Source organism: Pseudobdellovibrionaceae bacterium, from assembly GCA_020635075.1.
Lineage (GTDB): Bacteria > Bdellovibrionota > Bdellovibrionia > Bdellovibrionales > UBA1609 > JADZEO01.
On the sequence record JACKAM010000001.1, the window covers coordinates 1,765,052 to 1,777,339 of the forward strand.

Genomic DNA, 12,288 nt, shown 5'->3' on the forward strand with positions numbered 1-12,288 from the left:
TGAAGGGTCCAGGTGCTAATTCAGGCCTATGTTTCAAACCGAATTGCGCATTTCCACACATGGCAAGGGACTCTATCTTTTTAATCGAGAAGCTGAGTCGCTTCTTGAAGGGCATCTGCCCGACACCGGACTTGTCCACCTCTTTTTGCAACATACATCTGCCTCTTTGGTCATTCAGGAAAACGCCGACCCTACTGCGAAAAATGATCTGGAGACCTTTATGGAGCGGCTGGCACCGGAAGACGAAGCCTGGCATACTCATACGGTTGAAGGCCCCGACGATACCACCTCCCATTTGAAGTCGGCCCTCACCCAATCTTTTCTAGTTCTTCCCGTTCAGAATGGACGGCTGGCCCTAGGAACTTGGCAGGGCCTTTATCTTTGGGAACATAGAAGAGCTCCTCACACCCGCAGGATATTGATTACGGTAATGGCGGGTCAGTGATGGCCAGTTGGTCTTTTGAACCGATCGGTGTGGTTCAATCCTGTTTTGCCGAGAAGTTCGGCACTCCGAAGCAAGGTCGTATCAGTCCAAATAGTAGAGCTGTAATAAAGCTCTCCGAACATTTGGATGCACCAGCTATGCTCGATGGCTTACAGGCTTTCAGTCATATTTGGCTCTTGTGGGTCTTTCACGCCAATAGCAACCGTGCAAGCCTCAAAAAGGTTCGCCCCCCTCGATTGGCCGGAGAGAAAGCGGGAGTTTTTGCCAGCCGCAGCCCTCACCGACCAAACCCCATCGGTCTGAGCGCCGTTCGTTTGGATAAGATTGAAGGATCAATATTGCATATTAGCGGCGTGGATTTGATCTCAGGCACACCGGTTTTGGATATTAAGCCCTACATACCTGAGTGGGATTCTCTTCCCGAAGCCAGTGACGGATGGCTGAGCCAACACCCTGACCCCATCTATTCTGTTACTTTCTCCCCCCTGGCTCTCGAAACAATGAAGGCTCTTGAGGCAGAGCAATTTCTCGCCCTGCCCCTGAATGAGATTCAATCCGCGATTCGAGAGTGTCTGGAGCGAGACCCGCGACCCACACCCTACCGCCGGCTAGAGGCCAAGCAATCGCCCAATATAAAGGATGGCTACGGCTTTGAAATCTATGGCCTCAATGTTTGCTTTCAATGGGAAGGTAATGGGTTTCTCGTCACCCGAGTTGAAAGAACAACCAAGGAAAGCACCAACGACACTGGACCCAACCATAGCGCCGATTGAAGACTCGACCAATCACTCAATACACCGAGGCCGTAGTGCATAAGGACAATTGAAAATGTGCCAAACGACATGGCCAAAGAAAGTGCGTGGCCGCTGCGTACACCGAAAATAGTTGCCATCATCTCCATGGTTACCGGAAAGAAGGGCCCCATCAGTGCCCCACAGAGGACAAACCAAATGTGGTGTCCTGTGAGGGCCAATACATAGCTGAGCAAAGAGCTGACCAGACAAAACTGAATGATCTTCCGGCTCGACCAACGGGTGACGGGCTTAATGAAAAACAACAGTCGAGACAGAAACAACAAGAGAAAAAAACCAGTCAGTGCATGCGCCGCCTGATCTGCGGCTAATCCGCGCCCACGCTGGAGAAGAAGAACCAATCGGGTGCTAATGGAGAGTTCGCCGACCAAATAACCCCCGAGAAACAAAGCGACCCAGAAGTACTGCCGTCCTATGGAATCTCCCATAACCTTATGACGGACCGGAGGGGTGGCTGGTATACGACGAGCGGCTAACAGACTACTCGACAGTAAAACCAAAATGGGGATGGCCGAAAACAAAAGAAACACCCGGCTCCAATGCCAGCCCAACCCCATCAGGTGGGCATAGCCAAGTGGCGCCAACAGTGATGCAAACCCATAGGTACTATGGAGTCCCGAGAAAAGCCTGCGCCACTGAGACTCTGGCGAGTTTTCCTGGATTAGTGTGTGCTGAGATACTGCCGTCACTCCCTGCCCAAAGCCCAAAAGGGCTGATCCAAAAATCAAAAACAACAGGGACTCAGACTGGCCAATGGCTGCCGCTCCGACAGCCATGATCATCAATCCCAGGCGCAAAAGCCACAATGATCCGGAAAGGGGCAAAACCCACCGACAACTGTAGCTGGCCACAAAACTGGTGATACTCGCCGCCGAAAACAACCAGGACCCCCGTTCATCACTTAGATTGAGATCACTGAGAATCGATGGAAAGGCGGGGCCGCGGGCGTTGTCGAGAAAGCCCAAAGCAAATAGGCAGAAATAAGCAAAGAGGACATACGCCCAACGGGTACGAAGCGGGTGCATTGGGCTGATCTACCAGCCCTCGCTCCAGGTGTCACTCCCCGTCTTTAAAGACGCCTTCGTTGATCTTAAGGTGACCTGGCAACCAGGATTGCAGCTGGTTTTTCATGTCTAAAACCAACTCATAGACTTGCTCCATCTGCCAACCTCGGGAGTAGCCCGAACACTTGGCCAGACTGACGAAGGCCTCTGAACTAAAAATGCCATAGGTGGAGTTAATGACCAGAGAAAAGGCAAAGCCCTCCCCCGTTCGCATGACTACGGCTCGATAGCTACAGGGAATCTCCAAGCCCGAGAGGAGTTGGGTTAGACTTTCGTTGGCGTAGGCTTCCACACCAAAACGCGGAGTGAAATTGGCAAACTGGAATTTTCCGGCACCAGGCACACGTCCCCCTTTGCATCCCTGCACTCCTATTCATGTAGACACAAGAACTACGAAGACCGGTGAATATGAGGTGGACTTGACCCTACTTCTGGCAGCTGGGGCACCAGAAGGAACTTCGCCCACCGATAACTCGTTGCTTGATTGGGTTTTTGCAGCGAGAACAGGACTCACCGCCGCGACCATAGACCAGGAGCTTTTGGGCAAAGTAGCCTTCACCCCCTCCGGCCTGCCGGAAATCACGAATGGTAGTTCCTCCGGCCTGCAGCGCCTCGCCAAGGACTTGCCGACAGGCCTCCACAATTCTCGCGCATTCCCTGCGTGTGATGCGGCCCGCTGCCCTCGTGGGTTTCACTCCGGCGCGAAACAAGGCTTCCGATGCGTAGATGTTGCCCACCCCAACCACGACTCTTTGATCCATGAGGAAAGGTTTAACAGCGACCTTTTTACGGCGTGATCGGACGAACAAATAACCCGGCGAAAATTCATTCTCAGTCAATGGCTCAGGCCCGAGCTGAGAAAAGTACGGAGCCTTCTCCCAATCCAATTTCGGCAACACGCGAAAGATGCCAAAGCGACGGGGATCGTTGTAGGCGAGTATTGGGCCACCTTTAAGGTAAACCAACAGGTGATCGTGCTTTCCGGGTTCCCCCTCAAGCAGGCGCCAAGACCCGGTCATTCCTAGATGGGATACCACCATCAAAGAGTCAGTTTCCCAAAGAAGATACTTGGCCCGGCGGCGAAATCCAAGGAGGGCCTGACCACTGAGTTTCTTTAACTCCGAGGGACGAATGGGCTCACGAAGAGATCTGTGTCTCCGCTCAACAGATTCGATGGAAGTTCCGCTTGGAATCAAATTCTCCAATCCCAAGCGGACTGTTTCAACTTCCGGCAGTTCAGGCATACACTTTAATCGAGCTTACCAGGAACGAGAGCAAACAAAGTCGACCGTGCCACCCATGTGATCACCTGCCTGGAAGATATAGTGGGCGTCCACTTCCTTGACTCCACCATCGCGCATATTGTGAATATCTTTGTTCACCACCAGATAGCCCCACATTCCTGACTCTGCACCGGCCGTAAAGGCTGCATCAAAATCCTGAAAGCGATAGTGGTTTTTATACTTGGACGCGCGCTGAAACGGCTTTTCAGCCAGGTCTTTTCCGTGAAAGATCCCATAGTAGCCATTGCTGTAAACGTTTCCGCCAAACTCCTCCAAATAGATCTTGCCATCTTTTTTGACGACATCCAAAAACAGGGCAGCAGAATCTCCCAGCCCTTCTTGAAAACTTCCTGGGCGGAAGGCTGTGCCTTTACACTCCAATGATTCAACGAACTCTCGATTTGAAGCCTGAGCCAGACCTGCCGCCAACATGACGACAAAAACCAACAAACTTTTCATCCAAAGACCCTCCATTAAAAGATAGGACCCTTATACGGGCCCCCGCACCGATACGGGAGACCCAGGACAAGGTTGAAAAAATGTGAGGGCTGCGGGGGTGTATATTTTTGAATCCCGCCAGGAACTTACTCGACCCATTAAGATCGCGGCGACGCCTCATCAAAATACTTGTGGTAGTCCTTGAGTCCGCCCATGATGCCTTCGACAGCCTGGTGGCGCTGTTTACTGCTCGCCTTTTCCTTTTTCAACAGATCCTTGTTCTTGATCATTTTGGCCAGAATCACGTGCAGCTGGGCATCGGCAGCTGGAGCCAATTTGCAATTCTTAAAGATATCGTTGATGTGGCCCTCAATGGATCCACCCATGGTCTGAAATTCACCATCGGACATCTGACCCTTGTGAATGCGCTCCAAATTTTGCTCCACCAGCTGATGGATGTCGTGCATCCGTGTGCGAAGGACTTTATCCGTCGGCCATTTTTGACCTTTATTGAGCGATAGCTGAGCCTCTTTTTTCCCAGAGGTCTGTTTTGCCCCATGTTGATGGTGATGATCGTCCTCTCCCCAAGCCATCCCTGACACGAGGGACCAAACAGTCAGAACTGCTGCCATTAGAGCCAATTTACCTACCAAGCCCAACCTATTTTTCATCCCTCACCTCCACTTGCCAATGACGATACACCAGCCCTGATAGATTTCAAGATGGAGTTGGTCACCCGAGAGGGGATAAGGAACGGGTTCTGCGTCCGAAAATTTGCGGATCACAATATGAGGGGTGCGGTTTCGAAAACTACCCGGGATAGACGTCGTGGATGATTACCCAAACGATATAGAAGTGGGTGAGGTGATGAACCATCTGATCGATACCAAAACAGTTCCAGTAGGCTGCCTTGGCTTTATCGTTGTAGCGACCCAGATAGCGGGGACCTGACTTGATTCGATCCATAATAAAGTGAATCACCACATCCAAAAGGGCCAGCCACCACAGATGGGGAGCCAGTATGAGAACAATCACCAGGGTCAGAGTCCCATGAACCAAACAGTGAACGGCAAGAGGAGCAAAAAATCCCCAGCTGGCGTCAGTCTTGCGCAGCATATATTCACGTTGCAGTGGGAAGTCGGCTAAAAAGTGTTTCACCTGGTAGATCACCAGTAACAGGAAGGCAAATCCGAGGGGGGTCCAATCTGTTGTAAAATCCATGCTGCTTCTCAGTAACTTGTCGGCATCTCTGATAATTAGGTGAAAAAATTCCAGCCAAGACTAGACTCTCGACCTCATCAGTAGGTTGACTTCCCCAAGACCAAAGGCGACATTGATTGACTATGACAACGACAGCAAATCACCCCAAATCCGCTCCGGCAAAACAAGAGAACCCCTTTGTCTCTATCTTTTTTAATATTCTTTTGCCGGTCATCATTCTCAATCAGCTGACCAAAAGACTAGGGGAGAACGGCCCTACCATCGCCTTGATTATTGCCCTAGCTTTCCCAGTCGCCTATGCACTTTGGGACTGGCAAACCCGCCATCACAAGAACTACATTTCCTTGCTCGGAGTGGTGAATATTCTCCTGACCGGCGGGTTAGCCTTACTCAAACTTGAAGGTATTTGGTTTGCCGTCAAAGAGGCGGCTTTCCCCCTTGTGTTAGGCATTGGCGTGATGGGCTCGGCCTTTACCCGCAAGCCCCTAATGAAGGTCATCACCTACAATCTCCATGTCCTAGATATGCCCAAAGTGGATACCAGACTCCGCGAACTACAACACGAGAAGCAATTTGCCCGCCACCTACGCCTATCGACCCACCTTTTTGCCTCTTCCTTTTTTCTATCCAGTCTTTTGAATTTTGTCCTGGCCGCACGAATTTTTACTGAGATTGATCGGGCTCTTCCCGAGTTGGAGCGAAGCGCGATTCTTAATGATCAAATTGCGCAAATGACCTGGTTGGGTTTTGTGGTGATCGCTTTACCCTTGATGGGTTTTTCCATGGTCATTATGTGGCACTTGTTGGCAGGAATTCGTAAACTCACTGGTCTGCCCCTAGCTGAAATCCTGCCCACGGAAGTGGACCCCTCCCAGCAGAGTTGACCCAGCTAACGTAAATCCTCTAATGGATCATCCAGGCCACTTTCCTCGGTTTCAGGAATACTTCGTGCTGATTCACGAATTCGCTCCAGGGTTTTTCGTCGACGAATGTACTGGAGTCGCGCCTTTTCCTGAGCCTTTTCCCGCCTTTCCACTTTTTTCAAATAGGCTGGTTCATAGTTCTCTGGGGTCGGCATTGAGGCTCGTTTTTTGACAAAGGCCTGCCGCTGCCTTTCCCGCACCTGATCCAACTCTTTTCTCTGCTGGCGCATACTCCCGGCTGAGTCGAGAAGCTTCTGCAATCGCCTTTCTTTGCCTTTGCGATGTAGGTAGAAATCCTTGTAGCGGCTGTTCAGGTACATGAGCTTTTGGTCATATTCCTCTTGATCTAATTCCGCCCGTTGAGCCTGCACCGGGGTCAGAGAGCCGAAGCCCACCACCAGAAACAAGCCAATGTGTACGAATTTCCACAGCATCACCCTTATGTTGCCGGATTTGCCCACAAAAAGGGAGACTTTCGCAAGTTTAGGCTCGACCAACATCGGGAGAGGCTTTATCTTAGCCCCTGCATTATCGGTGAAGGAGAAGCTGTGGAGTATTTTCTTGATATTGGTGTATTTAGCGGAAAGGTCGCCGTTATTGTGATCGGGGTTCTCGTGATCCTGTTTGCCATTGCCCTTTTAGTGGCACGGAAGCAACAGGAACGCCAGGAACACCTGGAAGTCCAGGACCTCAATGAGAAGCTGCGTAGTTACACGAATCTGTTAAAGTCTGCCATTTTTAGCAAAAAGGAGTGGAAAGACGAGGCTAAAAAGCAAAAGAAGGAATACAAGGCTAAGGAAAAGCAATCCGATCACCGGCCTCGCCTTTTTGTCTTAGACTTTGAAGGTGACATCAAAGCCGAAGAGGTTGACCGTCTTCGCCACGAGATTAGTATTGTTCTCAGTGTGGCTCAGCCTGGAGATGAAGCCGTTGTGAGAGTGGAAAGCCCTGGCGGTATGGTCCACACCTATGGGCTAGCTGCGGCTCAGCTTCTCCGCTTTAAACAACACAAGATTCCTCTCACGATTTGTGTCGACAAGGTGGCTGCCAGTGGCGGCTATTTAATGGCCTGTACCGCAGATAAGATTTTGGCCGCTCCCTTTGCCATCGTTGGCTCCATTGGGGTCTTGGCCCAGGTTCCCAACCTTCACCGCCTGCTCAAAAAACACGATGTGGACTACGAAGAAATCACCAGTGGTGAATACAAACGCACAGTGAGCCTAATGGGAGAAATCACCCCCAAGGGTCGGGAGAAGTTCACCGAGCAAATCGAGGATACCCACAAGCTTTTTAAGGAATTCGTTATCAAGTGTCGACCCCAATTGGATTTGGAGAAAGTGGCCACTGGAGAACACTGGTTTGGCGAGCGTGCACTTGCTCTCAGCTTGGTAGATGAGCTGGTGACCAGCGACGAATTTCTCATTTCGCAAATGGCCGATAAGCAGATTTATCATTTGGAATTGGCTGAAAAGAAAACTCTAGGTGAGAAGCTTTCCGAAGCAATTAATGGAACCGCCGCAAAAGCCAGTGAGTCCTTCCTCCACTCACTGTTTAAGCGTTGGATCGTCTGACGACGGATTTACTTTTTTGTCCGGCTTGGGCGAGGCCTTTTTCTTTTGCTCTGGCCCCAGCTTCGCCTCATCCGTCGGCGTCCCTTCAGGTATAATCTTGCGGGCGGTCTCAATGACTTTCTGGCCAATTGTTTTGAGCTTTTCCACACTCTGACTGGAGATTTCCTTAACCAACATATCTCCTGTGCGAACGAATTCCATCGACCCAGGCGGGCGAATCTCCGGGTGACGACGAGCCAACTCCTTCAACATTTTTGCGCTCGGCTGAATCTGCAGTCGATCCAAATTTCCCGATATATCCCACCTCAAGAGTTTGAGAACGGGAAAATCGACGAAGGCTGTCCCCTCTAGGGACCGGTCAGCCAACCACTTCCCCGACGAGGACAGAACAACCCTGCCAAGGGCCGTCGCCGAAACACGGTCCCAGCTTCCAGTGTCCTTACCAAACTGAACGCGGCCACTCACCTTTTGCATCACCAAGGATTCCTCTAGACCCTTTTCATCGAGAAACAATGGGCGGACAAGGCGATAAAAATCACCACCCGATTTCAACTCAATCCTTTTAATTTTATTTTGCGAAACAAATTGACCTTCTGCCAACTCGGTAGACAATTTCACATCCTCAAGACTCCAATCTTCACTCTTGAGTTCGCGAATGCCGAATTCCCCCCTCCAAGCGACCAATTCACCATTCTCCACTTTCCCCTGGCCATAGATAGAGACAGGGGTCAGCGTGCCGTTGACCATCAGTTTTTGAATCGAGGGATGAAAATTCAATCTATCAATGGCCACCTGAAGCATGCCTTCACGGAAAGCTCTATCGAGATTAAACGAAATGCTACCGCCAAATTCCCCGTCCTCTAGCTCCATTTCAGGAAATAACCCAGACACCCGATCATCAACCAGATTCAACTCACCCTTTAACAAGGGGACACTCTGCTTTCCTCTAACCCCTTTATTCGAAAAGGCCATTTCAATGTCGCGCAGTTCCCCCCTAAAACTCATCTGATTGGGGTTTTCCACCCGCAAGACACCCGAGAGAGTGCCGAATCGACTCAAGATTCCGCTCAAGCCGGTGCGATTAATCATCTGCACGAGCTTCTGCAAATCCAGTTCTTTTAGAGTCACTTCCATGGGATCAAACACGGGTAGTCGCCACGGATACCATCGCCAGGATGCAATCGAAACCTCACCCAAATCCCCTTGCAGAGAACAAGGTTCCATCACAATCGGTTTCTCATTTAGGGAAAGAATCGGACCCTCATAGGCCAGATGACAACTCAACCACACAAACTTGGGCTGAATATCGTTGGTCACCACTCTTCGTTCTTTGAGGATTTGCAGAATGGGACTCAACGGCACCTGGTTCTGCTGTAGCTCCAATCTGAGGTGATTGTCTTTCCAATCATAAGCCCCTTCCCAACGGACTTTTCCTTCCTTGTAGTTACCTTCAAGAAAGAGATCGGTCTTGGACTGGGTGAGGCCAATGCGTATGTCAAAATTGGAACTGGAGTGCCCTTCGAACCAATCTCCACCAAGTCTTAATCGAGATTTAAACTGCCAGGTTGGTTCATCGTTCACTTCTTTTGCAAACCACCTCAAAGATCTGAACTCCAAACGTAAACCAGGACGGCGACCATCCAACAATTCGAATTTCTCGATCAAAACTTCACCCAGGTGCTGAGCCACTTGAGAGTTAAGCTCCTCCCAGGCCGCGCGGTAATCCTGCCCCAACTTGTCGATCTTCTCCTGGGCGAAGGGAAAACGGCCGATTATTGGTGATGACCCGACCTCATCCCCACCAGAGCCCGACCGAGTGGCCCCAGGTGGTCTGCCGATTTGAGACGCGGTCGATTCCTGATCGCCCGCCTCTTTTGAGCTTGAAGGATCAAAGGCTTCCTCCTCCCCAGGGCATTCGGCTGGCATATAGCGAAACTGGGCCTGCCCCAGATACAAATGGGACACATAGAGCTGCTTGTCCAACAGTCCGGTCAAGGAGAGGGGAATAGCCAGCCGGTCCACATTAAACTCAGATAAGGTCTTGCAGGACTGCTGACTTAGGATCGAAACGTCTTCTGCCACTAAACCAAACCAGGGAAAAAACCCTCGGGAAAACTCCAGGCGAATATCGGAGAACTCCACCTGAACTGGCAGCTTGGCCTCTTGGAGCGATTGCTCCACCCAATAGCGGATTTGCCCCGGACTCAACAGGGTGCGCACAAAGAAAGCCGCCACCAATGATATCAGGGTGCCCATCAAAAACCAAATCCACCCTCTGCGAAATTTCATGGGTGAAAAATGAGCATCTCCGCTGTGGCGGGAAAGGTGTTTGGCCAAAAAGGACTCCCTCACTTCAGGAAATTGGATGTTTCATCTTCTCTTGAAATGCGGTGAATCAGCAAGCCAGCCTGTAACATTTACGACCCGGCTTTGGTTGAGACCGGGCACGACAGCTAAACAAACTTGAAGCTTAAGATTTCGTATTCCCGCTCGCCTTTCGGGCTTTTGAACTCCACCACATCGCCGGCGCGCTTACCGATCATGGAACGTGCTAAAGGGGAAAATACGGAGATCTTGCCATTTTTGACGTCGGCCTCATCTTCGCCAACGATTTGATAGGTAACTTCATCATCGGTGTCTAAGTCCTGAAGAACCACTGTCGCTCCAAACACCACGCGGTCAGCTTTGATGGACTTTGGGTCGACCACTTCCGCGCCAACCAGCTTACCCTGGATTTCAGAAATCCGGGCTTCAACAAAGGCTTGCCTTTCTTTGGCAGCATCATAGTCAGCGTTTTCACTCAAATCACCGTGGCCCCTGGCCTCTTCAATCGCACGGATGACGGACGGACGCTCCTGGGTCAGCAGTCTCTTAAGTTCAGCTTCCAGCATCGCTTTTCCAGTCAAAGTCATGGGCTGTTTATCAGTCGCCATTTCCACTCCGATCAAATTAGTGATATAAAAGCAGGCTATTATATTTAATTCTTTGACGCAGACAACTACAAAAGAGATGATCCTGTTATAACCGGTAAATGGTTTAAATGACTGAGAATTATGAAGCTAAATCCGACCAATACCGCCATTATTAAGCGTTTGTTAGTGGGCCGCTCCAGCCGCCCTTTGCATGGCATTTTGGCGAAGGTGGAAGCCGCAGATCTAGCAACTCTCATGTCGACTTTGAATAGCCGGGAGCGGAGGCTACTGTTGACCGCCCTCCGTAACTTGGGTCGCGACTTTGAAACCCTGGTTGAAGTTCCTGAGCAACAACTTGCTGAAATCCTTGAGGAAATGAACGAAAAAGATCTTCTCGCTTTGCTCGTCTATGCTCCTGAGGAAGACGGCGCTTATTTTCTGACCCAGCTGGGAGAGGCACGTAGAGTGGATCTTCTGGAGCAGATGGAGGCTCCAAGACGCGCCCGTATTGGGCAGTTCCTGGCGTATCCAGAGGATTCCGCCGGGCGGATGATGCAAACAAAGGTGTTTTCCCTACCCATCCACCTAACGGCCTCCGAGGGACTAGAGGTCCTTCGTAACCGCGCCCAGGAAGAGTCCATTTACTATATATACTGCGTGGACGATGACGGTCGTCTTGCGGGAGTGGCATCTCTTCGCGCTTTGGCCATTGCCCCTGCCGCCACTCCCTTGGCCAAGTTAATTAAAAAGGAGCTGGTCACGGTTCGTCCAGAAGACGACTCGGAAGAAGTGGCCCGCCTGGTGTCCCACTACGATTTCATTGCCCTACCAGTGGTGAACGAAAATGGCAACCTTCTCGGGGTCATCACTGTTGATGATGTGCTGGATATTATTCAGGAGCAGGCGACCGCCAACCTCTATGCGCAGGCTGGCTTGAAAGAGGATGATCGGGTCTACACCACCACAGGCGAAAAGATCAAAAAGCGCCTGCCTTGGATGTTTCTTAATCTCTGTTTGGCGGCTCTGGCCAGCTCCGTGGTGAGTCTGTTCGAAGACACCATGAGCACCCTGATTGTTTTGGCTTCAGTCAAAAACATTGTTGCTGGTATCAGCGGTAATACAGCCATTCAAACTCTCACCGTGGTCACTCGGGGAATTGCCACGGGTGATTTTAGTTACATCTCACAAGCTCGGGCTGTGATCCGCGAAACTGTAGTCGGGATGGTTTTGGGCCTCATCACTGGGCTGGCCTGTGGAATTCTCGTTTATGTTTGGAAAGGCTCGCTTTTTGTCGGCATTGTTATTTTTGTGTCCATGCTTCTGAACTCCCTGGTCGCAGCCTGCTGGGGCGCTTTGATTCCCCTAATCTTGCAGAAGTTGGATCGAGACCCGGCGATTGGCAGTGGTGTTCTTGTCACCATGACAACCGACATTTTGAGCTTCTTTAGCTTCCTCGGTATTGCCGCCCTGGGTCTTCGCTTCTTTGGCGATTTTTGATTCATTCTGAGACAATGTAAATGTGGCTAATGAGTCATTCAGGTAATAACATGAGATTAGACTTAGCCACAGAGTGAAACACGCCGAAAAGAAGGAACGAATCGGAGGGCAGGGCCATTCTC

General features: G+C 50.7%; 14 protein-coding genes. 5 read left to right on the forward strand and 9 right to left on the reverse strand.

Going from position 1 to position 12,288, the window contains the following annotated elements:
- Positions 1 to 28: 28 nt before the first annotated feature.
- On the forward strand, positions 29 to 445 hold the full coding sequence (locus H6624_07625) for a YjbQ family protein (protein MCB9084199.1): 417 nt from the start codon (positions 29 to 31) through the stop codon (positions 443 to 445).
- A complete protein-coding gene (gene tsaA, locus H6624_07630; GenBank protein MCB9084200.1) occupies positions 445 to 1,218 on the forward strand; it encodes a tRNA (N6-threonylcarbamoyladenosine(37)-N6)-methyltransferase TrmO in 774 nt (257 codons plus the stop codon). The genes H6624_07625 and tsaA overlap by 1 nt, the downstream gene beginning before the upstream one ends.
- Here tsaA and H6624_07635 read toward each other — a convergent pair.
- From H6624_07635 to H6624_07660, 6 genes are all read right to left on the reverse strand, one after another.
- Positions 1,125 to 2,282, reverse strand: a complete 1,158-nt coding sequence (locus tag H6624_07635; protein MCB9084201.1) for an MFS transporter — start codon at positions 2,280 to 2,282, stop codon at positions 1,125 to 1,127. The two genes, tsaA and H6624_07635, sit on opposite strands and share 94 nt — an antisense overlap.
- A gap of 31 nt (positions 2,283 to 2,313) precedes the next feature.
- A complete protein-coding gene (locus H6624_07640; protein ID MCB9084202.1) occupies positions 2,314 to 2,664 on the reverse strand; it encodes a hypothetical protein in 351 nt (116 codons plus the stop codon).
- 82 nt (positions 2,665 to 2,746) lie between these two features.
- Positions 2,747 to 3,565 carry a bifunctional DNA-formamidopyrimidine glycosylase/DNA-(apurinic or apyrimidinic site) lyase gene (mutM, locus tag H6624_07645; GenBank protein MCB9084203.1) on the reverse strand — a complete coding sequence of 273 codons (819 nt, stop codon included), beginning with the start codon at positions 3,563 to 3,565 and terminating at the stop codon, positions 2,747 to 2,749.
- 15 nt (positions 3,566 to 3,580) lie between these two features.
- Entirely contained in the window at positions 3,581 to 4,063 is a 483-nt protein-coding gene (locus tag H6624_07650) for a hypothetical protein (GenBank protein MCB9084204.1), read from the reverse strand.
- A 137-nt stretch (positions 4,064 to 4,200) separates the two neighbouring features.
- A complete protein-coding gene (locus H6624_07655) occupies positions 4,201 to 4,713 on the reverse strand; it encodes a hypothetical protein (protein MCB9084205.1) in 513 nt (170 codons plus the stop codon).
- Between the two features lie 139 nt (positions 4,714 to 4,852).
- Positions 4,853 to 5,263, reverse strand: a complete 411-nt coding sequence (locus tag H6624_07660; protein ID MCB9084206.1) for a DUF3307 domain-containing protein — start codon at positions 5,261 to 5,263, stop codon at positions 4,853 to 4,855.
- Positions 5,264 to 5,385: 122 nt separating this feature from the next.
- Here H6624_07660 and H6624_07665 point away from each other — a divergent pair, with 122 nt between their 5' ends.
- A complete protein-coding gene (locus H6624_07665) occupies positions 5,386 to 6,147 on the forward strand; it encodes a hypothetical protein (GenBank protein MCB9084207.1) in 762 nt (253 codons plus the stop codon).
- Positions 6,148 to 6,152: 5 nt separating this feature from the next.
- Here H6624_07665 and H6624_07670 read toward each other — a convergent pair whose 3' ends face one another.
- Entirely contained in the window at positions 6,153 to 6,620 is a 468-nt protein-coding gene (locus H6624_07670) for a hypothetical protein (GenBank protein MCB9084208.1), read from the reverse strand.
- Positions 6,621 to 6,734: 114 nt separating this feature from the next.
- On the opposite strand from H6624_07670, the gene sohB reads away from it, so the two are divergent.
- The gene (gene sohB / locus H6624_07675; protein MCB9084209.1) at positions 6,735 to 7,757 is read left to right on the forward strand and encodes a protease SohB; all 1,023 of its coding nucleotides are present in this window, start codon (positions 6,735 to 6,737) and stop codon (positions 7,755 to 7,757) included.
- On the opposite strand, the gene H6624_07680 is transcribed toward sohB, so the two are convergent.
- Positions 7,731 to 10,094, reverse strand: coding sequence for a hypothetical protein (locus tag H6624_07680; GenBank protein ID MCB9084210.1), 2,364 nt, complete (start codon positions 10,092 to 10,094; stop codon positions 7,731 to 7,733). The genes sohB and H6624_07680 overlap by 27 nt on opposite strands.
- Positions 10,095 to 10,210: 116 nt before the next feature.
- Positions 10,211 to 10,690 carry a transcription elongation factor GreA gene (greA, locus tag H6624_07685; protein MCB9084211.1) on the reverse strand — a complete coding sequence of 160 codons (480 nt, stop codon included), beginning with the start codon at positions 10,688 to 10,690 and terminating at the stop codon, positions 10,211 to 10,213.
- Positions 10,691 to 10,810: 120 nt separating this feature from the next.
- Between greA and mgtE the strand changes: the two genes are divergently transcribed.
- Positions 10,811 to 12,166: a magnesium transporter gene (mgtE, locus tag H6624_07690; protein ID MCB9084212.1), complete on the forward strand. Its 1,356-nt coding sequence runs from the start codon at positions 10,811 to 10,813 to the stop codon at positions 12,164 to 12,166.
- The last annotated feature ends 122 nt before the right edge of the window (positions 12,167 to 12,288 follow it).